This window comes from Mucisphaera sp. (assembly GCF_965279675.1).
Taxonomy (GTDB): domain Bacteria; phylum Planctomycetota; class Phycisphaerae; order Phycisphaerales; family Phycisphaeraceae; genus Mucisphaera.
The window spans coordinates 1141653-1166911 of the sequence record NZ_CBDIIJ010000002.1 but is presented as its reverse complement, the minus strand read 5'-3'; the positions used below and the strand labels follow the sequence as shown (position 1 = coordinate 1166911).

The following is a 25259-nucleotide window of genomic DNA, read 5'->3' as shown; positions in this document are numbered from 1 at the left end:
TCACGGACTCTCCCCGACCAACCAACACGCACAGGGTTTCGCCTCATGAATCATCATATCCAACGCCAAGCCTTTACCCTGATCGAACTCCTGGTTGTCATCTCGATTATCGCCTTGCTCATTGGCATTCTCCTTCCCGCACTTGGTGCCGCGCGACGTACCGCACAGGATGTCGCCTGTCTTAGTAACCAACGCCAGCTAGGTATCGCGTTCTTCGGTTACGCGACCGAGCATAAAGGTTTCAACCCGCCCTCCTTCGTCAGCGCCGTGGTCGCGAGCCAACCGGCTAACGGCCTCTCCAGCTACGGACCCAGCGGTACGGAGTGGTCGCTACTGCTTCAATCGTATATCTCCGGAGGTGGCGGGACCAACTACACTTCTGCCGGGGCCACAGGGACCGGCGAGGAGACGGTCGATGCATTCATTTGTCCTGCGACCGGATTCGATACTGGCAGAATCCAGTACAGCGCGCATCCATTGACCGTCCCGGTCTGGAACACCCAACAAGACTTTGACGAGATCAAGGCGTACAACCTCGAGCGAGTCGTCAGGACGACTGAGGTGATGCTTATCGCCGACGGGCGCATCCTCGCCAACCCTATTAACGCAGCTGGTGTGCGTTTCGAGGGTTTGGCATGGGCGACGCTTACGGCTCTCGACGACTACGACGTGTACAACAACCGACGCTATTACGACTCGTCGGATGCTGACAACAGCGACACCATCAACGAAGGCTTAAACACTGATTCTGTCAAGCGGCTCCCACCCGACAACTTTGGTGATCTGCGTTGGCGACACGCTGGAGGTGGTGATAGTGGCAGCGAGCGTGGCAGTGTCAACGTGCTCTGGTCGGACGGACGCGCGTCGAGCCAAGTTAGAGGCAGCCTTCTCAACAAGCATGTACGGCCCGACACTCAGTGAATGCAACTCAGATCCCCATCGATCGACAAGGACTATGAAGCGATGAGCCTTACGCCCGCCAGTCAGGAACAGCAGCTTGCCGGTGAGATTACCCGTGAGCTCCATAAGCGTGTCAGTCGCTCGGGGCGTTCTGCCCCCAGGCTCGTGCGCCACAGCGATAAGCCTATTCTCTCGCCAGACCCGACTAATGCGTGGGAGGCAGCCGTAGCCACCAACCCCGGCGTGGTTCTGGACGAAGCGTCCGGTGAAGTCATCATGCTCTACCGCGCCGCTGGGTACGAGCCTGAGCATCGTGTCTACCTCGGCATGGCGCGCAGCCATGATGGTGGGTTCACTTTCACCCGTGAATCGGAGAAGCCCGTCTTCGGCCCGAGTGTCGACGGTCCAGACGCCGGCTGCGTCGAAGACCCGCGAATCATCCGGATGGGCGACTGGTACTACATCACCTACGCCTCACGTCCTACCCCGCCGGGCCACTACTGGATCAAGCCACCAGAGAACCGACCCTGGTTTGGACCGCAGTACCCCGACCATGCACCGGCGAGCCTCCGCGACAACCTGACCACGACTCACCTTGCAATGACACAGGACTTCACATCCTTCCTCCGACTCGGCGCCCTGAGCGACCCTGCCATCGACGATCGCGACGTTATCATCTTCCCCGAGAAGATCGCCGGCCGATACTGGATGCTCCAGCGGCCGATGTCCTACACCGGCGAGTCTTACGGCACCGACAAACCAACGATCTGGATCAGTTCAGGCGACGATCTGCTCAGCATGGAAGCACCGGAGCTGCTCATGACCCGCCGCTACGACTGGGAGGGCAAGATCGGTGGTAACACACCGCCGATAAAGACCGAGCAAGGTTGGCTGCACCTTTATCATGGCGTCAGCCCTGAGGACGGCTACTACCGGCTAGGGGCGATCCTCATGGATCTCGACAATCCCGCGCGAGTCACCCATCGCACCCCGCAGTGGCTCCTTCAACCCGAACTCGACTGGGAACTAGAAGGCTACTATCCGGGTGTAGTTTTCCCCTGTGGCTCGCTGATCCTAAATGATCTCCTGATGGTCTACTACGGCGGTGGTGACCGACACGTTGGTCTGGCGACCTGCCCCATCGACGATCTGATTAGTTACCTCCTGGAGAATCCACAGTGACGCGTGCATGCACCGCCGTTCTGCTTCTGCTCGCCTTCATCTTCCCCGGCGGTCTGGCAGATGCTTCGGAGTCCGATGTGGATCAGTTCAACTACATCCTCGGTACCCAGACTATAGGTGCGCGTTACCAATTCACCGAAGACACGTTCCTGGTCGAAACCGCGAAGCGCATCCGCGCGATGGGGTCCAACCACCTTAAGGTTGCTCTCTCTTACAAGTACTCTGGCGAAACCTATGGCCTACCGCATAACCCCGATATCCAGACCGTTGTGGACCTCGCCCGCGACGAGCCCTCCTTCCGCTACGTCCTCGACATGCCGTTCGCCTACTACCATCTCTGGGTCTACTGCATGGGTACCGGCGGTTTCTCCGATGGGATGAGCGAGGAGGAGAAGCAACTCGAGTATCAGCAGATGTACGATCTGACGGCTCATCTGCTCACTACATATTCCGGCACCGGTAAGACCTTTTACCTGGGCCACTGGGAAGGCGACTGGCACCTCCACCCCGATTACGACGGCTCCAAAGATCCCAGCGACATCCTCGTTAAGGGCATGCTCGACTGGCTCGTTGTCCGCCAGCGGGCCATCGACGATGCCAAGCACGAGGTGCCCCATGACGATGTACAGATCTATCACTACACGGAGTTGTCGCTGGTCGACAAGGCGATGAATGGAGGCAAGACACTCACCAACAACATTCTTCCTTACATCGACATTGATTACGTCTCCTGGTCGGCCTACGACCGGCTCGGTTGGGGGGGTCAGCACGGTACTTATGAGGGCGAGGAACTCGAACGTCGGCTTTGGGACGGGCTCGACTACATCGAGTCCAAGCTCAGGCCTCGTGAGGGACTACCTCCCGGGAAACGCATCTGGATAGGTGAGTACGGCTATCCGCTTGAGACCATGAAGACGCCGGAAGCTCAGGAAGCGATATCTCGAGCTACCGCCGCGGTTGCACTCGAGTGGGGTTGTCCGTTCGTGCTCTACTGGGAAATGTACTGCAACGAGAACAGAACCGGCGAGCACAAGGGTTTCTGGCTCATCGACAGTCAGAATGTCAAGCAACCCTTCTATTACACGCTGGAGGCCTACTATGCAGAGTCGCGAGCGTATGTGGCCCGATTCCTTCGGCTACATGGCCACCCACCCTCTGACAAGGAATACCGCGCCTTCGCTGCTGGTCTGCTACGAAAACCCGCAAAGACACCGGAATCGCTCCCTTGATTGACGCCAGACACAAATCATGGATTCCGTCCCGACGTGTCTCGACCCATGGCAGGCTGCGCACCTTGATTGCTGCGCTCGGTCTGGGGTTACTCACCGCTTCTGCTTCCAACGCGACGATCCAGATCAATCTCAACACGGGTCAGACAAGCCACGAATTGCTGGGTTTTGGAGCTCAGACCTGGGCAGGGGACACGGTTGGGCAGGGCGTCCTGAACGATCTGAACATGCGATACACGCGCCTCCACTTTGGGTCTAATTTCTTCCAGTACGACCAGCAACCGCCTAGCGACAGTAACCAGATCCCCGACGACAACTGGGAGGCTATGTATGACCACGTTGCTGCCTATTTCAACGGTAACAATGGAAGCCGATCCTGGCAGTTGACTTCACTGCAGCAGTCCGCGGAATTTGCTCGTCAGAACGATATCGAACTCATCCTGAATGAGTTCCAGATCCCTCACAGCTTCCTGAACAATCAGAATACTGCTATGTTCCCGCTCCACGCCGATGACTTCGCGACCTTCTGGAGCGCGATGATCGTCTTCCTCGACGATAACGGCATCCGACCCAGTTGGATTGAACTCGCCAATGAGCCCAACGGGACCTGGAACGGGCGCATAGGACCCGATGTTTACAACACCCTGGTCAAACAGACCCGTGCAAGTCTGGATGCTCGTGGCTACCAGGATGTAGGGATCCTTGGTCCCGGCCTTTCGAACGTGGGTGAGAGTGAAGCCTGGCTGCTCGCGCTTGATAGTGACGCTGTCGATGCCATTGGGGGGTGGTCGGCACACCTTTGGGATGATTGGCGTGGCGTCGAGCCGACATGGGAGGCGCTTGATACAAGCATTCAGCATCTCGCCAGCCAGGTCAATCCAACCGCTGACGATAAGCCCATCTTTCTGACCGAGTATGCCACTGCGATCCGTAGTTTCGATGGAGTCGACTACACCAACGCCGATGAGGGTGGCAATGTTGCAGAAGCAGAAGCCTTCGCAGTCCGTGTCGTTCAGAACACGCTGCATACAATCAATCTGGGCGTCGCGACTCCTATCTTCTGGGAAGCCGCCGACCAGCCCTGGAACAACCTGACCTGGGGGCTGCGGCGTATCGATGGCACCGAACGTCCGACTTATGACGCTCTCGATCCGTTTCTCTCGTTCATAGATGCTGGTGCCGAAGTCATCCAGTTACCCGAGACAGCCCCACAAGACGAGTTCATGCTGCTCAGACAAGACGGTGAGCTAGTCTTGATCGCGGCCAATACCACAGGGTCAGAGCAGACTTGTGAGCTGTCGCTCGAAGACGTACCTTGGGTACGCCTTATCGAACAGACCAGCTTCGCCGCAGGCAGCGGTTTACCTCACGTAACTCTTTCCCCGCTCGGCACCATCACATGGACTCTCCCGCATCAGAGCACCTTGGCTTTGTTGCTCGACGCGGACTTACCCGTCGGAGATCTGACAGGTGATGGTGTTCTGAATCTTGATGACATTAATCTGCTGATTAGTTTTCAGGGAGATGCCACATACGACCTGACCGGCGACGCTACCACCGATGTCGACGACCTCAGAAAGTGGGTGACTGTCTACTTTGGAAGTCAGATGGGTGATGCGAACCTCGATAGCCGTGTTGATCTACTCGACCTGAGTGCTTTGGCCGCTAGCTTTGGCAAGACTGCGGTCAATGGTTATGCAGATGGCGACTTCAATGGTAATGGGACCGTTTCACTCCTCGATCTGTCTATTCTTGCCTCGAACTTCGGTTTTCATACCAGCGTCCCGGAACCTGCCTCAGTGGGTGTGCTTGGCATGATTACCATGTTGGGTCTGGGTCGTAGACGTTCGATAGGCTGAGATTAGATTCGTCATAGGTGCGGCTCTCCCTGGATCGTGACCCAGATTTGTGCTCGTTTTCAGCAATGACTCAGCCTCTGTTTGGAACAGGCCACTCTAATGAATAAGGAGAGAATTGCGGAGGAGCAGATCGCGTTCGCACTCCGCCAAGCTTAAGGAGGTACGCCGGAGAAGGAGGTTTGCGGAAGCTGGGTGTGCAGCGGAGGACTAGCAGATTGTTGTGTAGCGGGGGTCCAGCAGATTGTTGTGCTCCGCCAGCGGCCATTTTCAGGCTGCAAAGCGGATTTTAGGTCGCACCAAGATGACTGGGAAGAGCAGTCTGGGGTCCCCACGGACGTTTTGTCGCCTGACCCTGATCTGGGGTTCGAACTCACCTCCTTCCGAGTATTGCATCGGTTCGTCAGTTGATGATCCCATGAAGGCTTCATCAGGCGTCAACGTACCCAACGCTGCGTGCGGCCGGAAGACATTGTGCCACGTGGTGTAGGCGTCCAGGCGTTCCTGAATCGCCTCGACCTTCGGCACCATCAGGGACACCCGCCACCAGCTCTTGAGGCTCCAGAACAGCCTCTCGATCTTTGCATTGAACTGCCAGGTCCGAGCCCTGCCGCGGGCGTGCTCAATGCCCCGGTTCTTGAGTTCATTCCTGAACCGCTTCTGGAACTGACCTCCACGATCAGTCACGAGGTATCTGGGCAAGCCGGCTTGCCCCGATACCTCGTCGATCAGAGACACCAACTGATTCGTGTTTGGACTTGAACTGAAGACTTTTAGGGCCAGCATCTTCCGGCTGAAACCGTCCATGATGGCTGCCACCTCGAAGCGCAACCACAGCACCTTGAGCATGGTCAGATCCATGTGCCAGACATGATTCGGGCAGGGCGGCCGGAAGAAGTGCTCGGGCGCAGTTCGATCTGATCCAGTTGACGACGAACAAGCCGGTGGACGAGGCCCTCGCTCTTCCTCGAGTATCCGAAGAACCGAGGACCGACTGATCTGGACCCCGGCCCTCATGATGTGCCGAGCAATCGTTCGGGTCCCGAACTCGCGTTCGGGACAGAGGAGTCGGATCTCGTGGACCAGCCAGCGCACCCCGGCGTGCAGCTTGTTCCAAGGGGGTGAGCCAACATAATCCTCAGCCCTGTGCTTCTCTCTGACCGCCCTTTTCCAGTTGCGGATCGTGTTCGGATATACCACGAATCTAGCGGCCGTCTCCTTGGCAGACCAGCCGCGCAGGCGCATCAGCTGGAGGATCTCGGCACGCTCTTTGGGGGTGTAGTGAAGTCGCTGCTTAGCTGGCCGGTTCTGACGGTGCCCCCGGAAGATGGCCAACTCGCGCTCAAGCAAGACTGAATCGGAGTAGGAGTGATCGCGCTGCGCCTGAACCCGGGACATGGATGAGGGTATACCCAGCGCTCGGGCTCGCGATGCCATATAGGCCTGTGCGAACAACACCGAGATGGCATCAATCAGGATCCAGATGGATCGCTCATGTGCCTGAGACATACTCTTCTCCTCCAATGTCCGGGTCGGCAGCCGCGGACATCGGTAAGATAAGTCATATGAAGCGCTTAGCTCATAACTGTACTACCTCAACCCGGACACATCGGACATCACTTAGGGCACCAGAGACCCACAACAATCTCCTGGACCACCGCGGTAGGGGTCTAGCAAGCTGGATCTCGAGAGAACTCGACCTAGATTGACCCTACATATAGATGCACGTTGGAGATGCGGATCTCAGTCCCCTGAGACGCAGAGACTCATCGACATATCTGAGATCGACCCCCGCTTTGGGCGCTGGTTTTTTTAGGGATTCACTGATTGGGGTTGATCGGGGTGGGTGAGGTTGGTGAAGGCCGTCCTGTTGTGACGGGTCGCCTGGCTGGGGCGGTGGGTTGGTCTTTTATGGTGTTTGCGGGGGGTTGGATTGTTTGCTTGGTGAGGCCCGTCTGAGTTTTCCGGCGAGGCTTTTGTGGAGCGGGGGGATGTCGAGGGTGAGGGCTTGTTTAGAAGCGGTGGCGCGGCTGTGCTTGATGATTTCGCCTGTGAAGGTGTTCCACCATTCGACGGTGTATTCGCCGGTATCGAGTCCGGGGATGGTGAGTCTGAGGTTTTGGAAGGAGGGGCGTGGTTCGGGGTTGTCCTGTTGTTTTTTCCAGGTGAAGGCCTGGTCTCGGAGCCAGACGAGTCCGATGAGCCCTTGTGGTGTGGTGTCGGTGAAGCGGGCGGCCCAGACGTCGATTTGCGGCTGGTCAGCGCGGAGGTAGTTGCTGATTTCATAGCTGACGTTCATCCAGTCGCGGCCTTTGTTGGCGACGGTGACGACGTGGTTGCCGGCGGGCAGTTCGACGGTGTAGGGGCCGTCGTAGGTATGGATCATCTGTTGGTCGCGGCCGTTGTTGTCGGGGAAGTGTTGATCGATGCGGCGTTCTTCGTTGACGGTGATTTGGAGGCGTGAGTCGGACCAGCCAGAGATGCCTTCGACGTGGACGGTGAAAGTGGCGGGTTCTGGGAGTGTGAATTTGAAGGTTGGTGGGTTATGGAGGTGTGCGTTTCCGCCCTGGTCGCTGTGGAGTGCTGCGGGCAGGACGTCGAAGTCGGACACGTAGCCATCGGGGTAGATTTTGAAGTCGCGTGGGCGATTTGCGTCGCAGGCGTTCCAGCTTCGGGCTTCTGGTCGGATGACGAGCGGTCGTCGGGGTGATGTTTCTGTGTTTGTCTGTGCGTGGCTGATGATGAGTTCGTGCACGGGTTCGAGTGCGATCTTGTTCAGTGGCATGTCCTGAACGAAGCGTGCCAGGGGTGTGAATCGGTTGTAGAGGTTGTTGGGGTGGACGTAGTTATCCCACCACCAGACCATGGGTCCGCCTGCTGACCCTGAGAGCAGGGCTGCCCAATGGCCGTTATGCAGGTGTATCCCGTCGAGGTCGACGCCGGTTGAGCCTTCTGCGGAGACGTTGACGCCGTATTCGCCGAAGAGATGGGGTTTTTGGTACTTGTCGAGCTTTCGTCTTGCGATCGGGATGAAGTAGCGGGGGATGTCCGAGGCGCCGTAGATGTGTGTTTGAGTGAAGTCGAGTTGCGGCAGCTGGTCCACGGCCTCGTCGCCGTGGTTGATCCAGAAGCTGGTTGCGACGGGGTGCTCGTAGACATCGAGCGATTTGATCTGATCGGCCATTTCGGCGTGCCAGGTGGCTGCGTCTGCCGAGTTGTAGCCGTCGATGCCATTGACCTCGTTCCAGAGTTCCCAATTCAGCAGCGACGTATGGTGGCCGTATCTGGCGACGATATATCGCAGTCGGTGTTTGAAGAGTTTTCGTGCGGTTGGATCGGAGAGCATTTCGCCGGTTCGTCGGAGGGGCCCGCCAAGCGCGACGTTGTAGGGAGACTCGTGCCAGTGTCGTGGTTCGGCGGAATCGCGCATGGCGCTGAATGATTCGATCGCGACCATCAGCCGGATGTCATTTTGTTGGGCGATGTTAAAGACTTCGTCGATTTTCCAAGCGGCTTGCAGGTCGATCCAGCCGAGCCCGTTTGCACCGGGTTGTTCGGGGTCGGCGGCCCGTTCGAGTCCCATGCGATTGAAGGTGGGTCCGAGCCAGATGCGCGCGAAGTTAGCCTCGTGCCGGGCGAGCTGGCTGAAGTACATGTTGTAGTCTTCGGTGCCGGCCTGACCGGACCAACCGACGTTCATGCCGATGGGGAAGTAGAGGGAGCCGTCTTCGAATTCGAAGTAGTAGGGGTTTGCCTGGGCGATTCGGATGAAGCCACGTCGGTTGGCCTTTTCGACATCAAATGACAGCGGTTCTGAGGTGATGGGTTCTGTTCCATCGTGAAGGTGGAGCACGACGGTGTGTCGGCCTGGTCGGCTTGGGGTGTAGCGGACCTGCCATTCGGGTTGGCCTGTTGGACGGATGAACTGCTCGCCATTGACCATCTCGGTGCGGTGTGGCTGGTTCAGGAAGCCTGGAATGCTGACGCGGCTGCCGTCGGGTCTGGTGATGAGGGCGTCGAGGGTGACGTCGTCGGGATCGAAGGGATTGATCCACTGGCCTCGGATATCTGCGGTGATGGTGAGGGGGTCGTAGGCGTTGAGTCCTTGATTCGACAGTGCGACCTGGTCGATAGCGGGCGGGCCCTGACTGGCGAAACTTGCTCTCGTCGGGTGCATGATGGCGAGGGCGCGGTCTTTCGAGCGCATGACGTCGAGGAAGGGCAGCTGTCTGAGCCTGAAGCTGAGTTTTGTTGACTGGTTATCGGTTTGGATCAGGAGTCGTGCGGTGAAGGCCGGCCGGTGGCTTCGGTCGTCTTCGAACTGGAGCGCCGATTCGATGCCTTCCATCTGATCGAGGACGAGATAGCCGTCGGTGTTGGTGCGTAGTGCGACCTTGTCGATGGGCAGGCTGTGGTCCGTTGTGGTGTCGTCACGGCCTTCGGGCTGGTCTTGTTGCTCGGTGAAAATGCCTGTGGTTACTGATTGCTCGTGGAAGGCCAGCCAGTCGTGTAAGACGCCTGGTAGTTCGGGGACGATGATTTCGAGGATGAGCTGGTCGGGGACGGTTTGGCCGACGGGATCGAGCTGGATGGTGATATTGAGAGCCTGGTTGTCGGCGTTCTGGTGGTAGAGCCAGGTGAGTGGATGCGGGTCAGCGGGGCCGAGCATGCCTGAGGACGTTGCGGAGAACCATGTTGCGTGCTCCGGGTTTGTGGCGAGGTCAAGTACGGCGATGGATGAGCTTGCGTTGGAGCCGGGACTGCGCAGCGCGATGATGGCCGGCAGGGGTTCTGCGTTCATCTGCATGGTGGTCGTCTCGCTTTGATTTGCGAGTGTCTGGACGGGTGTTGTCGTCAGTACCCCGACGAGCGAGATGATCGTCAGCAGCAGTAACTCTTGCTTTCGCGCGTGTGGCATAGACCCTTCCATCGGAGCAGCCGGGGCGGGGGATGTGTATGGGTGTATTGTTGCTTGTTTTGTTGTATCGGTCAGGCTGTTTTTCTTGTGCCGAGCAGGCTGGCAAGCAGGAGAAGGGTTGCTGCGCCTGCTGGTTCCGGGGCGGCCGCGGTGAAGCCGAAGTTGGTGGCGAGGTTGGACAGGTCGATGAGGTTGACTTCACCATCGAGGTTGAAATCGCCGAGTGCGTAGTCGGTGATGAGCGTGGATCCGAAGTTGCTGGCGAGTGCCGAGAGGTCGATGAGGTCTACGGCGAGATCGAGGTTGGCGTCTCCCTGGGCTGATCCGATGATCTGCGTGATCAGGTAGATGGCGTCGTCGGTGTCGACATCGCTATCGCCGTCGAGGTCGAACGCGGTATTGGTCCCGCCAAATTCGGCGTAGAAGGCGTTGATATCGGCGATGTCGATGGTGCCGTCGTTGTTGACGTCGCCAGGGAGTCCGTCGAGTTCGGTGATGAGCCGGAAGTTATCGATGTAGTAGGTGCCGGGCCCGTTGGTGTTAGTGGAGAGGAGGAAGATGATGGCGGCGGTGTTCTCGACGATGCCGGCTTCAGCGAGTGTCAACCCGTTGTTGAAGCCCTCGAAGTCGGTAAGCGGTGTCTGGTAGGTATAGGTGCCAGCCTCTGTCTCGTTAAAGAACTGCTGCGAGGACTGGTAGAAAGCGCCCGAATCGTCGTTGATGGAGACGTTGAAGCCGAGGAAGTCGGTGGGTGGGTCGATGTCGTTAGGATCGATGGTGATATCGAAGGCGAGGAAGGTGGCGTTGTTGAGGAGGTTGGCGACCTCATCGACTTCTTCCTGGGTGTTGCCGGCTTCGATATCGAAGCGGACTTCGCTACCCCAGCGGAAGTTGGGGGATCCGGTGGTGCGGGTGATGGCCAGGGCGCTTACACCGTCGGTTGCGTTGGCGGAAACAACCTGGCGGGTTGTGTCGGTGTTGGGGAAGAACTCTGGTGCGGGGTCGGTCCAGCCTTCGAGGCCGTTCTCCCATGAGAAGAGGGTGTTGGTGATGGTGGGTTTGGGTGGTTCTGCGGTCTGGACTTTGGCGAGTGTTGCGAAGGATGTTCCATTATCGGGGTCGAAGATCTGGACCCCGAAGGCGTTGACATCTTCGAGGCCTGAGAGTCCTGTGAGTGGCAGTGAGATGCGTTGAGTGGTGTTGACTCCGACCTGCTGGAGGGGTGATTCGAAGAAGTCTCCCGCCCCGGTTTCGATGTAGGTTTTAACTCCCATGGCGAAGGTTTGGGGGTTAAAGAGGATGTCGAAGGAATCGAGTCCTGTGAGGTCTGCGGCGAAGGCGCTGTTTTCGAGAACAACGCGTGAGATACCGTCGGTGCCCTGAGCGAAGTCCATGTCGTAGAGCACGCCATCGCCATCGAGTGAGGCCGCGAAGAGAGAGCCCCCGCCATCGAAGCTGGCGGTGACATCGATGATGTCGAGTAGTTCGCTCTGGCTGGGCGAGAAGATGGAAGCATCCGCGGGCAGTGCGGAAGCAAGGGTCAGTGCTGAAGCGGCGATCAGGTAGCGTGTCGCAGGCATCTATTCATCCTCCAGGTCAGGTTGTGGTTCTTTGTTCTCTGTTTCTTGAGGGTTTGATCAGTGCGGTCAGGATCAGGAGTCCGACTGTTGGTTCGGGCACGGATGTGGCTGAGAATCCGAATGACGTTGCGAGTCGGCTCAGGTCGGATAGCTCGATGGCTCCGTTCCCAGAGAAGTCGCCATCGGCCCATCCGCCTGGCCCGCCGAAATGTACTGCGAGCGTAGAGAGGTCTATCAGATCGACGTTGCCGTCGAGGTTGGCGTCCCCGAAGGCCGTGCCGATGAGTTCTTCAACGAGCGTCGTGAGGTCGGTGGCGTCGACGATGCCGTCGCCGGTGAGGTCGAAGGCCGGGTCGGTGGTGCTGTTGGTGAGCAGGTCGATATCGGCGGCTGTGAGCAGGCCATCTGTGTTGAAGTCGCCTGGGATTGCTGGTGAGCTGACGAAATCGGAGAGCATCTGTCCGAGTGCGGTGTTCAGGCTTTCGTCGAATCCCCCTGAGAGGTTTGTCTGCAGTGTTGGGTCGATGTGGAATTCGCTGCCGGTGGTTCCGGGCATGCCCCACTGCCAGACGTGCACGGCGTTGATGTCGTCGGCTCGTCCGTCAAGTGCCTTGAGCAGCCCGCGGAAGCCTTTGAGTTGTTCGTCGACGTCCGGGTTGGTGCCGTTGGAGGCGATGGCGATGCCACGATTGAGGGGTGTGGCTCCGTACTCGGTGAATTTGACGGGGAGTCCGGTGCCGGCCTGACGTGCGTTGGCGAAGGGCAGGATGGCGTTGTCGATGAGGCTGTTCCAGCGATTCTCAACGAGGTCTTCGAAGCCCGCGGAGCTTGAATTGTCGGCTTCCTGTGGTGAGACGATGCGGAAGTAGGCGTCGACGCCGATGAAGTCGATGGCCGGGTGGTCCCAGATGGTTGCTGCGACATTGGGGTGGTCGTAGTTGTCCCAGTTGGCGGCGTAGCCGATATCGCCTGTGAAGACGGTGTCGACGGCGTCGATGAGTGCGGTCCAGTTGGGGTTGTGTCCGGTGTTTCGGGAGAGTGTTTTGAGTTCGGTGCCGATGGTGAGGGCTTCGACGCCGAGGGACTCGGAGAGCGTCGCGACGTCGATGACGTAGTTGGTGTAGTCGGACCAGAAGGTCTGTGCTTCGTTGGAGCCCGGTGCTGGGTCGTAGAAGCCCCGCCAGTACTGGAAGTTTTCGACTTCGACAAAGGGGTTGACGGTGACGGTCATGCCGAGTGATTTGGCACGGGTGATGCCCGCGGCGATGTGGCTGAGTTCGGGGCCTCGCTGAGAGGACTGCGGGATGACCCCGACGCCTGGTGTCACGTAGCGGACGGGGCTGATGGAGACCTCGCGGAAGCCGTGGTCGAACATCTGCTGGATCTCGGTTTCCCAGAGTTCTGAGCCGTTGCCGAAGTTCCACCAGGAGACGGCGTTGAAGCCGAGTTTGGGGTCGTGGCCGGGTTGGAAGGTGAGGTTTGCGTGGGCGGACGAGCCGGCAGCGAAGATGGCCATCGCGGTGGCTAGGAGCGTTCGGGATGTTTGGTTCGGCTGATTCACTTAAGTATTCTCACCCATACAGTGGCGTGAGCCAGTGATTTTTGAGGATTAGCGTTCGGTGACGTAGAAGTAGGCGTTGCTGGCGCCGGTGCTTGAGATGAACTGCTGCCAGGTGTCACGCGCCTGCCAGGCGACGGAGCCATCGCGGAAGCCCATGTAGATGCCGTCGGGCCGGTAGATGTCCTCGATGCGATCCCATTGGACTGTTCGGGTGATGCCGATCTTGAGCGGGGAGGGGTCGCCTTCGAAGTTGCGGGCGATGCTCTCGTTGGAGCCGTTGAGGTGGGGCAGGTCGCAGCCCCATGCGGCGGCGGAGATGTGCTGATAGCAGGCGACGATGACTTCGCTGTCTGCCTGGTCATCGAGTCCCTGGGGGAAGACCACGGTTTCTCTTGTGTCGACATCGACCAGCGAACCGCCAGCGGGGTTACCCTGGCTGTCTTCGGGGTATTTGCCGGCGTAGACGGCCCAGCGGATCCACTGTTTGTTTTCGGTGGGATCGGAAGTCAGGTTTGTGTAGCCGGCGGCTGCCTGTGCATCTGCGTCGAAGTCGATGTCTTCGAATTCGACGTAGCTGTTGCAGCCAAAGGCCACGGGGGGTAGGCCGTAGCTGTTCATCAGCGTCTGGGCGACGTCCCACCTTAACCATCCGGTTGTGGGTGCTCGCCTGAGGCTGTCTGATGTCTGGCTGAGAGAGGCGGTATCGGCGGGCTGGAAGTTTGTGTCCGGGTGTGCGTATCGGCCATCGTTATCGACGGCGAGCGCCGTGTTGGCCACGACAAACTGCCTCAGGTTGCTCGAGTCGGCGAGTCGCTTTGCTGTCAGGCGAGCGGCCCCGAGTGCGGGAAGCAGGATGCCTATGAGGAGTGCGATGATTGAGATCACCACGAGCAACTCGATGAGCGTGAAGGCGTGGGTTTTGTGTTTCATCTGTTGTTTCCGTTCGGCTTGCTGGCGGATGAGGCGCAGTGACAGTTAATTTTCCCGGTCGGCGTTAACCGGCCGGGAATGGTTGGGTGTTTCTTGTCGAGCCGGTTTGTTTAGCGTCTGCGTAGCAGTGCGAGTCCGGCGAGTCCGAGGAGCCCCGCCGAAGCGGGTTCGGGAACGATTCTGACATTGTCGAGATAGACGGTGAGCGGAGCGCGTCCCCAGTCGCCGTTGAGTCCTAGCGTCAGGCGGGCGAAGGTTGACGATGGGTCCACGTTGAAGGAGCTGAGGGGCTCCTGAACAGTGAGGGTGACGGGCCCGTTGTCGAGGGCTCCGGATCCGATGAGACCGACGCCATCGATCTGCAGGAAGTCTGGGGCCTGCACGGAGAATGAGTTGTTGACGAAGGTATAGGCTGAGGGTGTTGAGGCGGGGTCGTAGGTGATGTCGTAGGCGATTTCGGCGTTGGGGTTGGCCGCGGCGGCGATCAGTGCGTTGAAGGCGTCGGTCTGCTTGCCGTTGAAGAAGTCGATGGTCGCGGTCCAGCTGAAGCCGGAGATGTTCTGGGTGATGGCGAGCGACTGGCTCCCCTCGGTGGCGAAGTTGGTTGAGACGGCGACCGAGCCGGGTTGTGAGCTGAAGCCGGCGTATTCCCAGTCCTGGACGCCATCCTCGAATGAGAAGAGCAGCTGGGCATCGGCTGAGGCCGTGAAGCCAGCGGCGAGGCCGGCGATGAGTGCGATCTGGGTTCTTCCTCCAAACATACGAATCCTCCTTAGGGGTTGTTGGTCCAGACGGGACCGGTGTGAAAGGCTTGGGGCTTGTATTCCGCTTTGGGCGGATGGTTCTGGTTTTCTAGCATCCATTAGGGTCTCTTTTCTGTGGGTGGAGCACAAGACCGAGATGGTGCGATGACGTAGGGGATGGCTCTGGTGGCCGGGACGGGCTCTCCGGCGAGGATTTCGGCCATGAGGACCTCGACGGCGGCCTCGCCTACTTCGGCGAAGGGTGTGATAAGGGTGGTGACTGGTAAGCCTGTGTGGTTGCGCATCATGTCGGAGCCGAAGCAGATGAGTGAGAGGTCTTCGGGGATCCTGATGCCGAGGCTCATTGCGGCTGACCACATGGCGACTGTTTCGTGGCGTTCGTAGCAGATGACGGCGGTGGGTCGGTCGGGCGAATCGAGGAGCGCCCTGGCCTGTTCGAGGCCGAGGCCGTGGACGAAGCCGCCTGTGATGACGGTTCGCAGCGGTTCGAGACCTGCATCCTGCATGGCGGTAGAGAAGCCGTCGGCGCGGTCGTGAACGGAGTAGTGGATGTAGCCGTCGGCTTCATGGAAGCTGACGTAGGCGATGCGCGTATGTCCGAGTTCGAGGAGGTGTTTTGCAGCGAGTCGACCACCGGCGAAGTCGTTTGGGTAGACGCAGTTATGGGCTTTTTTGGCGTTAAGCCAGACGTAGGGGATGCTGAGTTGATTGATACGGGCGAGGGTTTCCTCGGGCATGTCGTACATGAATTCGATGAGTAAGCCGTCGACGCTGTACTCATCGAGCACCTGTGGGATGGTGGAGGAGTCTTCGAAGCTGGCCATGGGCAGTTCGCACATGAGCAGTCGGTTGCCGGTTTCGGCGAGGCCGCGTTGGATCCCATGGAGCAGGGCGACTTCGAAGTAGTCTGCGGTGGGGTCTGAGCAGCTGAGGAAGCCGACACAGCCGAATCGGCCCTGGCGCATGGTTCTCGCGGCCTGGTTGGGCCGGTAGCCGATTTCCTGTGCGATGCGTCGGATCTGTTCTGAGCGTTTGGCGATTGCGGGCCGGTTTTCCTTGTTTTTGCCGTTGAGCACGCGCGAGACGGTTCCGGCGGAGACTCCGGCTTTTTTCGCGATTTCTGCGATGGTGACACTCATGTCGGTGCTCGGTTGATGCGGCTGGCTGGTTGATACGCAATCGATCTCAAATTGAATCGTTTGCAGAATGAAGCATCGAACGGCCGCTGTCAAGTGCTATTGTTGAAATTTTGGGGTATTTATTGTGTTTGTTCGGCATCTATTTATAGGGGTCGCGCAGAATAGGGGGGCTAATCACTGAAAACGTTTGCAAATAGGTCGCCAGTGGTTATCCTTCCATGCGGTACTGTTTTGTGTCTGTGACCATTTTGTCTCACGCGTATCAGGGCTAATCTCATGACCGACCTGGCGACCCCATCGACGTTTCCTGCATCCACACAAACCCCTATTCCGTGGGAGGATCGTCCTTCGGGCAGCTCTGACGTGCTGTGGCGTTATAGCGCGAACCCTGTGATCGCGCGTGACTCGATTCCGACTTCGAACAGTATTTTCAACAGCGCTGTCGTCAGGTACGGCAACGGTTTTGCGGGCGTGTTTCGAGCTGACAGCAGGACTCGGCAGATGCAGCTTCACGCGGGGCGCTCGTCAGATGGTCTGGCCTGGGAGATTGAGCCTGAGAGGATTGCGTGGGTTTGCGAGGATGAGGAGGTGGGGGTGTTTTCGTTCGGGTACGACCCGCGGGTGGTTTGGATCGAGGACCGTTACTGGATCACTTGGTGCAATGGCTATCACGGCCCGACGATTGGCGTTGGGTACACGCACGACTTCGAGACCTTTCATCAGGTGGAGAACGCCTACCTGCCGTTTAATCGCAATGGGGTTTTGTTTCCGCGGAAGATCAACGGTCAGTATGTGATGCTGAGTCGCCCGAGCGATAACGGGCACACGCCGTTTGGCGAGATTTTCCTTAGCCACAGTCCCGACATGGTTCATTGGGGCAGGCATCGGCATGTGATGAAGCCTGAGCAGCCGTGGGAGCTGACCAAGATTGGAGCTGGTCCGATTCCGATTGAGACGGAAGAGGGCTGGCTGCTTTTTTATCACGGCGTGCTGACTTCGTGTAACGGTTTTGTCTACAGCTTTTCTGCGGCTTTGCTTGATCTGGAAGAGCCGTGGAAGGTTCGTTGTCGCGCGACGCCTTATCTGATCTCGCCGTGGCACGACTACGAGTGTGTTGGTGATGTTCCCAACGTGACGTTCCCGTGTGCGGCTTTGCATGATGAGGCCAGCGGTCGGCTCGCGATTTACTACGGGGCCGCAGACACGGTGACTGCTCTCGCGTTTGGGTATGTGGATGAGGTGGTTGACTTCGTGAAGCGCACTCACCGGGCGTAGCTGCGGAGCGATCGCGGAGTTCTATGGTTGTGTGCCGGGGTGATGTTTATTGGTGTGTGGCGGCAGAGTGTTTGTTGTTGCCGTGTGCGAGTGAGCTTACGTCCTCGAGGATCATGTAGAGGCAAGGTACGAGGAGGAGGATGATGGTGGTGGCAAAAACGATCCCGAAGCCGAGCGAGATAGCCATCGGGATGATGTACTGCGCTTGGAGTGATGTTTCCATGATGATTGGTGTGAGTCCGCCGAAGGTCGTTGCCGTGGTAAGGACGATGGGTCGGAAGCGTCGCACGCCGGCATCACAGATCGCGTCGAAAGCGTTCTGATGACCGCGGTGTCTGTTGGCGTGATCGACCATGATGAGTGAGTCGTTGACCACCACGCCGGAGAGCGCGATGACGCCCATGAAGCTAATCAGTGACAGGTCGTATCCCAGGAGGATATGGCCGATGACCGCACCGATCATGCCGAAGGGGATCGCGACGAGGACGATGAGCGGCTGTACGTAGCTTCTGAAGGCTACGGCGAGCAGAGCGTAGATGACGCCGAGTGCCAGGCCGAAGCCGCCCCAGAGTTTGGCGGTGGCGTCGCGCATTTCGGCATCACTTCCTTCGAAGGTCCATGTGATTCCGGGGAAGTTCTGGCGCAGTTCGGGCAGCTCCTCATTGCGGAGGGCGCTGATGACCTGATTGACGGCGCGTTTGGGTTCGACGTCCATCGAGACGTTGACAATCCTGCGCCCATCCCGGCGGTTGATTGAGCTGAAGGCCTCGCCTGGGACAACACGGACGACGTCGATCAGTGGGACTTCGGCACCTGAGGGTGTTCGGATGATGAGGCTTTCGAGGTGGTGCAGGTCTTCTCGTTCATTTTCCGGCAGTTTGACCCGGACCTCGACTTCATTGGTGCCGCGCATGAGCCTGAGTGCGAGGGATCCGAAATAGGCTCCGCGGAGTTGGCGGCCGACCTCTTCGGGCGTGAGTCCGAGTGCTCTGCCTTCGAGCAGGAGTTCGAAATCGAGCTGTTGCTTGCCACGGTTGTAGTTGTCACTGACGTCGCGTGTGTTATCGAAGGATTCGAGTCGTTGAACCAGGGCTTTGGTGGCGGCTTCGAGTATGTCGATATCGGCGTGGCTGAGGTCGATGCTGATATCCTGGCGCCAGCCGCCTGGTCCTGCTTCTGCTTCGAAGGTGATCTGATCGACGCCTGGCAGGTCGCCGATTGAGTCTCTCCAGAGCGCGATGACTTGGTTTGCGGTCATATCGCGTTGGTCTGGTGGCTTCATGACGATCTCGACATCGACGAAGCTGCCGCCTCGGACATTGGTTTTGATGCCATCTGCGACTTGGTGGAGGTCATGTTCCTGGAACATGCGCATGCTTGCTTCGGTCACGCAGTTGGCGATTTCGGCGGCCTGGTCGGTGGTGGTGCCGACGGGCAGGCGCACGCCGGCCTCGATTTCGTGTGCGGAGACGACGGGCATGAGGATCATGCCCATGTGTGCGCTGAGTGCATATCCGCCGGCGATCAGAAAAAGCGTGAGCGCGGCGGTAGCGGTGACGTAGCGAAAGCTCAGGCAGATTCTTAGAAACGGACGGTAGATTGTTTCAACTATCCGGGTGAACCATTTCGAGAAGATCTGTTGTCCGCTGTGGAGTCTGCCCTGGATGCCCGGCCCGGACGCCGGGGTGCGGCTGTGAGCGAGGTGGGCCGGGAGAATAAACAGCGCCTCGAACAAGGAGACAAGCAGGACAATGATGACAACGATTGGTAGCGGTCCCCAGAACTTTCCGGTCTCACCGGGGATGAACATCAGCGGGATGAATGCGATGACATTTGAGAGGATGCTGAAGGTCACGGGTGCCGCCATCTCTCGTGCACCTTTTATGGCGGCCTTCAGACGATCGGTTTCGGACTGTCGGTGTTCATAGATGTTCTCTCCGATGACGATGGCATCATCGACCACGATGCCGAGTACCATGAGGAATCCGAAGAGGGAGATCATGTTGATGCTGACCCCGGCGATCGGCAGGAACATGATTCCGCCGATGAAGGAGACCGTCATTCCCATCATGACCCAGAATGCCAGCCGAAACTCCAGAAACAGGGCGAGTATCAGCAGCACGATGACCACGGCGAGCAGTCCGTTCTCGACCACCAGCGAGAGTCGGCGGCCGAACTCTTCGGCGGCATTTCCATTGATGCGCCAGGAGACGCCTGGTGGCAGCGTGGTTTCGTAGGCAGCCATCACGTTCACTACGGCGTCGGCGACTTCGAGGGGGGACTGGTTGCCGACTCTGAAGATATTGACTTCGATGGCGGGTGTCTGATTGAACTGGGATGGGAAGCCGCCCTCTTCGAAGCCGTCGGTGATGCTTGCGATGTCGCCCAGGCGTAGCACCGCGCCGGCCTCGTTGGCCAGCAGTTCGATGTTCGCAAACTCCTGGGCCCACTGCTTGCGTGCTTTGACTCGCAGGAGTATTTCGCCGCCGCTGGTATCCACAGCTCCTGCGGCCACATCCTCGGCGGAGGATTCGATGAGTTGTGCGACATCATCGAGGGTGAGGTTGTACTCGCGGAGTCGGTTGCGAGGGATTTCGATGTGGGTGACGTAATCTCTGACGCGGCTGAGTTCAACCTGCGTGATTTTGGGGTGTGCGAGCAGCTGGTCGCGGAGTTGTTCTCCCAGTTGGCGCAGGACCCAGATGTCGACGGAGCCGAAGAGTCCGATCTCGATGACTTCGCGCTGCCTGGACTGGAGTTGTACCTGTGGCTGATCGATGTCGTCCGGGAACGTGCGGATCCGGCTCACGGCCTGCTCGATGTCCTGGAAGGCCTTCATGCGTTCGGCGCCGGCGACCAGTTCGATGGACACCGATCCGCTGCCCTCGCTGGCTTGTGAGGTGAGCTCGCTGATGCCGTCGACGCCTCTGATCGCGTCTTCGATAGGTCGGAGTATGCCTTGCTCTACCTCCGTCGGTGCGGCACCTGGATAACCGACGCGGACGTTGACCACATCGAGTTCGAATTCGGGGAAGACCTCTTTCTGGATGCTGACCGCGGACCAGAGCCCGCCTGCGAGCAGGAGCACCATAATGAGATTAGCGGCGATCGAGTTGTGAGCCATCCATGCGAGCGGTCCGCGATGGTGCTTGTCCTGCTCGTCAGCGGTGCTTGCTGGGTTTGTCTTATCGGCTTGTGGGGGCATGAAGCATGGATCCGGGAACCGGTTTTATTCTGATCGTGTAGGTGCCTGGTGCGTGGGATTGTTCTGAAGTTGTTGCAGTTCCAGGCCCTCTACCACGGTTGCGAGTGTTGTTGTTACCACCTCGTCGCCGTCACTGAGTCCCTGGCTGATGTAGGCGTATTGGGCGTCTCTGAAGTCGACTGTCACCTTGCGGATAGCGAGGCGGCCGTTCTCGTTTACCCAGACGGTTTCGTTCTGGCGAAGATGGTCCCGGTCAAGCCTTACGACACCGGTTATGGGTTGGCAGGGCAGGCTGGCTTCGATGATGGATCCGATGACGAGTGGCGGCTGGCCGTTTGAGCGTCCGAGGGGATCGTCGACGGTGATGAGCACACGTGCGAGGCGGGTCTGTTCATCGACCTCGCCGATGGTCTGTACGAGTTTGCCGTATCTGACGCTGCCCGCGGGCCATGTGCGCGTTTTTCGGAGTACCACTCGTGCATCCCTGGCTGTCAGCTTGTTGTCTTCGTGGGTGAGGTCGAGCCTCATCAGGTCTCGAACCGGTACGGTGGCGATCACCCAGTATTCGTCGATGTTGACGAGGCGAGCGAGTTCATCGCCTGTTGCCACCTGTGAGCCGATGTCGGTCAGACGGCTGAGTACCTGTGCGTCGAATGGTGCGGTGATTCGGGTTCGTTCGAGGTTGAGTTGAGCCTGTTTGACCATGGCTTCGGCCGCGGCGAGTCGGGCCAGGATGGATTTGATCTGGGGTTCCCGGAGCACGAGCGAACGGTTTGAAGCATCTATCTCGGTGCCGAGGAGTTCGAACTCTTTGCGTGCGACGTTCTGGCGTCCGCGTTCGATAGCGAGATCGGTTTCGATCTGCGTCACCGTGCTTTGTCTCATGGCCAGTTCTGTCTCGAAGTCGGCGGGGTCGAGTTCGAGCAGGACTTCCCCGGCTTCTATGAGGCTGCCGGGCCTGAATTGCGGGCTAACGCTGATGACCTGGCCGCTGACTCGGGGACTGAGGAGGATGTCACGTGCGGGTCTTACCGTTCCCAACACTTCGATGCGGGGTCGATAGGTGCCGCGGCTGACCGTGGTGGTTTCGACCAGGGCGGCGCTGCGGCGGGTTGCTCCGGACCTTTCGGCGGTGGGTTCTGTGCTGTAGATCAGCAGATTGGCTCCGAAAGCGGTTCCCAGGAGTATGAGACAGGCGACGATTGAGATGAGGGTTTTGCGCAGCCTGCCGGCAGATGCGTGACCGCCGTCTTCAGCCATGTTCGGGTTCTCCAGCGGTCATTATCCGGGGGATGGCGGTTTGGTCTGTTTGATCCTGCGAGGGTTGGTTTGTTTCGTTCTTTTTCTGGTCTTCTCTTGAGGTGATGAATCCGCCTGCGGCGGCGCGGTAGAGCGCGATACGGAACTCGATACGTCGTCGCTGCGCCTGCAGCTGATCCCGTTGAAGCTGTTGGAACTGGGTGAGTGCATCGAGGACGGCCAGATAGTCGACGACGCCATTGAGGTATTGGTTGCGTAGCTGGACGACGGTTTGTTGCGTGAGTTCCAGCTGTCGACTGAGGCTCTCGATTCGTTGTATTTCTTGTTGTTCCTGTGTGATCGCGTCCTGGACTTCCCGGAAGGCAACGAGCACGGTTTGTCCGTACCGCGCGATCTGTTCGTCGCGAAAGGATGTGGCTCGTTCCACCTCGGCTCGGCGTTCGCCGGCATCGAAGAGAGGTGCGACGAGTTGCCCGGAGATTGAGAAGAGCCATTCACGGAACAGGTCTTCGGGTTGTTCTGCGGCGGTGGCAACCGACGCTGTGAGATCGAGTCTTGGGTACTGATCGCTGACTGCGGCCGCCAGTTCTCGATCTGCCGATTCGAGTCGTCGGATCGCGGCGCGGACGTCGGGTCGTCGCTGGAGCAGTTGGGAGGTCAGGCCGGCTTTCGGCAGTGGAGGCGGCTCTGGCAGCCTGGATGCATGGTTGTAGGCCAGATTGACCGTCTGGGGTGGTTGTCCTGTAAGCACCGCGAGGGCGTGCTTGAGTACCTCTTGCCTTGACCGGACGATGATCTGCTGCTCATTGGTCGCTTCGGTGAGTTGTTGTTGTCGCAGGACGTCGGCGCTGGTGATCTCGCCGATCGCGAAGCGTTCTTTGAGTAGTTCGAGCACGGTTTCGTTGATCTCGATCTGCTCGCGGATGAGATCGAGTTGTGCGTTGGCTTCGGTGAGTTGGAACCAGACGGTCGTTACATCGCCTGCCAGCGACAGGGCTGCGGCTCGGTAGTCCTCTTCGGAGGCCTCGGCCAATAGCCGCTGAGCCTGTACGGCATCATCGATTCGACCCCAGAGGTCGACTTCGTAACTTGCTTCAAGACCGATACGAAAGTTCGTTGTGCTGTCGCCATCCGTGCGGTCATCGAAGTCGATGCCGGCGGTGCCGTTCAGTTCTGGGTAGCGATCCGCTTGTGCTCTTCTGGCAATGGCTGAAGCGGTCTGGAGACGATGCCAGGCTGTCTCGAGGGTGAAGTTTTCATCGAGTGCCCGATCGATTACCAGGTCGAGCTCTTTATCGCTGAAGATGGTCCACCAGCGATCGGGGACAGACTCTTCGAATGGAGCGGACTGGGGGTCGGGCGAGTCGAGAAAGAAGGGTTCTGACTTCTCCAGAGGCAAGTCGCCAAGATCTGTGTAGGTTTCACAGCCCGTGGCCATGGCGACTGCCAAGACACTTATTCCAAGGGTGCATGCATGGCTACCAAGCCATTGGTCGTGGAGCCGGGGCAGGGGCATGGCAAAGCATAGGGATCAGGAGCTGAAGTGACCACAGGTGCGCGAGGTGCCCCCCTGCCTGGTTCTGCGGGGTTTGTCATGGTGTTGTCATCCTTTGGGAGGTAGCATCGGGGCAGTCGTCAGTGGCGTGGTCGTTGCTGATGTGGAAGGCGTGTCTGGGTATTCATGCGCATGATTGCCAGTGAGCGGTTTCGAGAGTTCAGCTGGCGGGGTGATCTGTTTGGTGGCGTGACCACGGCGGTGATCTCGTTGCCCCTCGCGCTGGCGTTTGGTGTGGCTTCGGGCGCGGGGGCTCAGGCGGGTTTGTACGGGGCGGTTTGCGTGGGTTTGTTTGCGGCGCTGTTTGGCGGGACACGCACGCTGATCTCGGAGCCGACCGGTCCTATGACGGTGGTGATGACGGCTGTTATCACGACGCTTCATGCGGCGGATCCAGATCGTGGTTTGTCGATGGCCTTCGCAGTGGTTCTGGTGGCGGGCCTGACGCAGGTGTTGTTCGGCTTTTTCAAGCTTGGTCGGTACATCACGCTGATGCCTTACAGCGTGATATCGGGATTTATGTCAGGCATTGGTGTGCTGCTGATCCTGATGCAGCTGGCACCGATGAGCGGGCAGGCGTCGCCTGGCGGTGGGGCGATCGGGATGCTGCAGTCGCTGCCGGAGCTGGTGGTCGGGGTGATGCCTCAAGAGGTGCTGCTTGCGGGGATTGCTCTGGTGGTGCTATTTCTGATGCCGCAGTCCTGGAGGCGTTGGTGCCCGCCTCATCTGCTGGCGTTGCTTCTGGGAACGGTTGTGGGGCTGGCGTTTTTTGCGGAGGCTGACCTGAGGCGAATTGGGGAAATACCCATGGGCCTGCCAGCATTTCAGCTGCCTGTGTTTACGGCTGAGCAGCTGAGCCTGATTCTGTTTGAGGGCATGATTCTCGGGGTGCTTGGCTGTATTGATACGCTGCTCACGGCGATGATCGCGGACAGCCTGACGCGGAAGCAGCATGACTCGGATCGAGAGCTGATCGGGCAGGGGGTTGCCAATCTGGCCTCGGGTTTGTTCGGCGGGCTTCCGGGTGCCGGTGCGACAATGGGCACGGTGGTGAACATTCAGGTTGGGGCGAAGTCGCCGGTGGCGGCGATTATCCGTGCCTTGATTCTGTTGTTGATTGTGTTGGTGCTTGCGCCGCTGCTGGAGAGTATCCCGATGGCGGTGTTGGCGGCGATTGCTTTCAAGGTGGGTTTTGACATTCTGGACTGGAGTTTCCTCAAGCGCGCTCATCATGTGTCTCGGTCGGCGACGCTCATCATGTATGGTGTGATGTCGCTGACGGTGTTTGTCGATCTGATTGTTGCCGTGGGTGTGGGGGTGTTTGTTGCGAACATCCTGACGATCGATCGCCTGACCCGGTTGCAGGCCTCTGGTATCCGGACGATCACGACGAGTGATGAGGAGCTGCCCTTAACGCCTGAGGAGCGCGTGTGGTTCGAGCGCGGCGGCGGGCAGATTCTGTTGCTGCACCTGAGTGGCCCGATGATCTTTGGTGTGGCCAAGGCGATCTCCCGTGAGCACGAGGCGCTGAAGGAGGCTCGGGTTCTGGTGCTGGATCTTCTGGATGTGCCGTTGCTCTCCACGACGGTGGCTCTGGCTTTGGAGAACGTCGTCCGAGAGGCTCGTGCTGCGGGTGTGCCCATCTTTATTTGTGCCAACGAGGGGCAGACGCGGGAGCGCCTCTCACGGTTTGGGCAGACGGGCGGGGTTGATCTGCAGTTCTACGCGTCGCGTGTCGAGGCTCTGAAGAGGGCGGCTGAGGTCGTGGGTTGATGCTCTCAGGACCCTGTCAGGGGGGTGTTACTTGTTTCATGGTCTGGTCTGGTTCGTTTGAGGGGTGCGATCCTTTAGAATTGGAACCATGTAGAGGCATGGCTCTTCGAGCGTGATCCGTATGTAGCACCA

16 protein-coding genes are annotated in these 25259 nt (G+C 58.8%); 6 read left to right on the top strand and 10 right to left on the bottom strand.

Annotated elements, in window-relative coordinates; translation table 11 throughout:
• Positions 1 to 45 precede the first annotated feature (45 nt).
• The 4 genes from ACQZAB_RS05105 to ACQZAB_RS05090 are packed head-to-tail and all read left to right on the top strand — an operon-like array spanning position 46 to position 5170.
• The gene (locus ACQZAB_RS05105) at positions 46 to 921 is read left to right on the top strand and encodes a type II secretion system protein (protein ID WP_428387675.1); all 876 of its coding nucleotides are present in this window, start codon (positions 46 to 48) and stop codon (positions 919 to 921) included.
• Positions 922 to 2082: a glycoside hydrolase family 130 protein gene (locus ACQZAB_RS05100; protein ID WP_428387673.1), complete on the top strand. Its 1161-nt coding sequence runs from the start codon at positions 922 to 924 to the stop codon at positions 2080 to 2082.
• On the top strand, positions 2079 to 3311 hold the full coding sequence (locus ACQZAB_RS05095) for a hypothetical protein (RefSeq protein WP_428387671.1): 1233 nt from the start codon (positions 2079 to 2081) through the stop codon (positions 3309 to 3311). Before ACQZAB_RS05100 ends, ACQZAB_RS05095 begins: the two co-directional genes overlap by 4 nt.
• On the top strand, positions 3308 to 5170 hold the full coding sequence (locus ACQZAB_RS05090; protein WP_428387669.1) for a hypothetical protein: 1863 nt from the start codon (positions 3308 to 3310) through the stop codon (positions 5168 to 5170). Before ACQZAB_RS05095 ends, ACQZAB_RS05090 begins: the two co-directional genes overlap by 4 nt.
• Before the next feature lie 267 nt (positions 5171 to 5437).
• Here ACQZAB_RS05090 and ACQZAB_RS05085 read toward each other — a convergent pair whose 3' ends face one another.
• From ACQZAB_RS05085 to ACQZAB_RS05055, 7 genes are all read right to left on the bottom strand, one after another.
• Positions 5438 to 6565 (bottom strand): transposase, encoded by a 1128-nt coding sequence (locus ACQZAB_RS05085; protein ID WP_428387667.1) that lies wholly within the window; start codon positions 6563 to 6565, stop codon positions 5438 to 5440.
• Between the two features lie 511 nt (positions 6566 to 7076).
• Positions 7077 to 10085 carry a hypothetical protein gene (locus ACQZAB_RS05080; RefSeq protein WP_428387665.1) on the bottom strand — a complete coding sequence of 1003 codons (3009 nt, stop codon included), beginning with the start codon at positions 10083 to 10085 and terminating at the stop codon, positions 7077 to 7079.
• A 71-nt stretch (positions 10086 to 10156) separates the two neighbouring features.
• Positions 10157 to 11665: a hypothetical protein gene (locus tag ACQZAB_RS05075; RefSeq protein WP_428387663.1), complete on the bottom strand. Its 1509-nt coding sequence runs from the start codon at positions 11663 to 11665 to the stop codon at positions 10157 to 10159.
• A 16-nt stretch (positions 11666 to 11681) separates the two neighbouring features.
• A complete protein-coding gene (locus ACQZAB_RS05070; RefSeq protein WP_428387662.1) occupies positions 11682 to 13181 on the bottom strand; it encodes a glycoside hydrolase family 113 in 1500 nt (499 codons plus the stop codon).
• 93 nt (positions 13182 to 13274) lie between these two features.
• Positions 13275 to 14156, bottom strand: coding sequence for a type II secretion system protein (locus ACQZAB_RS05065; protein WP_428387660.1), 882 nt, complete (start codon positions 14154 to 14156; stop codon positions 13275 to 13277).
• Between the two features lie 110 nt (positions 14157 to 14266).
• A complete protein-coding gene (locus tag ACQZAB_RS05060) occupies positions 14267 to 14917 on the bottom strand; it encodes a PEP-CTERM sorting domain-containing protein (RefSeq protein WP_428387658.1) in 651 nt (216 codons plus the stop codon).
• A 101-nt stretch (positions 14918 to 15018) separates the two neighbouring features.
• A complete protein-coding gene (locus ACQZAB_RS05055; RefSeq protein WP_428387656.1) occupies positions 15019 to 16059 on the bottom strand; it encodes a LacI family DNA-binding transcriptional regulator in 1041 nt (346 codons plus the stop codon).
• A gap of 276 nt (positions 16060 to 16335) precedes the next feature.
• Here ACQZAB_RS05055 and ACQZAB_RS05050 point away from each other — a divergent pair, with 276 nt between their 5' ends.
• Positions 16336 to 17334 (top strand): glycoside hydrolase family 130 protein, encoded by a 999-nt coding sequence (locus ACQZAB_RS05050; RefSeq protein ID WP_428387654.1) that lies wholly within the window; start codon positions 16336 to 16338, stop codon positions 17332 to 17334.
• Between the two features lie 46 nt (positions 17335 to 17380).
• On the opposite strand, the gene ACQZAB_RS05045 is transcribed toward ACQZAB_RS05050, so the two are convergent.
• The 3 genes from ACQZAB_RS05045 to ACQZAB_RS05035 all read right to left on the bottom strand — a co-directional run bounded on the left by ACQZAB_RS05045 (position 17381) and on the right by ACQZAB_RS05035 (position 23237).
• Complete coding sequence (locus ACQZAB_RS05045; protein WP_428390142.1) at positions 17381 to 20458, bottom strand: efflux RND transporter permease subunit; 3078 nt, start codon at positions 20456 to 20458, stop codon at positions 17381 to 17383.
• A 105-nt stretch (positions 20459 to 20563) separates the two neighbouring features.
• Positions 20564 to 21799, bottom strand: a complete 1236-nt coding sequence (locus ACQZAB_RS05040; protein ID WP_428387652.1) for an efflux RND transporter periplasmic adaptor subunit — start codon at positions 21797 to 21799, stop codon at positions 20564 to 20566.
• Positions 21792 to 23237, bottom strand: a complete 1446-nt coding sequence (locus tag ACQZAB_RS05035) for an efflux transporter outer membrane subunit (RefSeq protein WP_428387650.1) — start codon at positions 23235 to 23237, stop codon at positions 21792 to 21794. Before ACQZAB_RS05035 ends, ACQZAB_RS05040 begins: the two co-directional genes overlap by 8 nt.
• A 243-nt stretch (positions 23238 to 23480) precedes the next feature.
• Between ACQZAB_RS05035 and ACQZAB_RS05030 the strand changes: the two genes are divergently transcribed.
• Positions 23481 to 25127, top strand: a complete 1647-nt coding sequence (locus ACQZAB_RS05030) for a SulP family inorganic anion transporter (RefSeq protein WP_428387649.1) — start codon at positions 23481 to 23483, stop codon at positions 25125 to 25127.
• The last annotated feature ends 132 nt before the right edge of the window (positions 25128 to 25259 follow it).

Coding starts and splice junctions, on each gene's coding strand:
- ACQZAB_RS05035 (WP_428387650.1), bottom strand. CDS start 23,237: ATGGCCACGGGCTGTGAAACCTACACAGATCTTGGCGACTTGCCTCTG.
- ACQZAB_RS05075 (WP_428387663.1), bottom strand. CDS start 11,665: ATGCCTGCGACACGCTACCTGATCGCCGCTTCAGCACTGACCCTTGCT.
- ACQZAB_RS05045 (WP_428390142.1), bottom strand. CDS start 20,458: ATGGCTCACAACTCGATCGCCGCTAATCTCATTATGGTGCTCCTGCTC.
- ACQZAB_RS05055 (WP_428387656.1), bottom strand. CDS start 16,059: ATGAGTGTCACCATCGCAGAAATCGCGAAAAAAGCCGGAGTCTCCGCC.
- ACQZAB_RS05060 (WP_428387658.1), bottom strand. CDS start 14,917: ATGTTTGGAGGAAGAACCCAGATCGCACTCATCGCCGGCCTCGCCGCT.
- ACQZAB_RS05040 (WP_428387652.1), bottom strand. CDS start 21,799: ATGGCTGAAGACGGCGGTCACGCATCTGCCGGCAGGCTGCGCAAAACC.
- ACQZAB_RS05030 (WP_428387649.1), top strand. CDS start 23,481: ATGCGCATGATTGCCAGTGAGCGGTTTCGAGAGTTCAGCTGGCGGGGT.
- ACQZAB_RS05105 (WP_428387675.1), top strand. CDS start 46: ATGAATCATCATATCCAACGCCAAGCCTTTACCCTGATCGAACTCCTG.
- ACQZAB_RS05050 (WP_428387654.1), top strand. CDS start 16,336: ATGACCGACCTGGCGACCCCATCGACGTTTCCTGCATCCACACAAACC.
- ACQZAB_RS05085 (WP_428387667.1), bottom strand. CDS start 6,565: ATGTCCCGGGTTCAGGCGCAGCGCGATCACTCCTACTCCGATTCAGTC.
- ACQZAB_RS05070 (WP_428387662.1), bottom strand. CDS start 13,181: ATGGCCATCTTCGCTGCCGGCTCGTCCGCCCACGCAAACCTCACCTTC.
- ACQZAB_RS05080 (WP_428387665.1), bottom strand. CDS start 10,085: ATGCCACACGCGCGAAAGCAAGAGTTACTGCTGCTGACGATCATCTCG.
- ACQZAB_RS05065 (WP_428387660.1), bottom strand. CDS start 14,156: ATGAAACACAAAACCCACGCCTTCACGCTCATCGAGTTGCTCGTGGTG.
- ACQZAB_RS05100 (WP_428387673.1), top strand. CDS start 922: ATGCAACTCAGATCCCCATCGATCGACAAGGACTATGAAGCGATGAGC.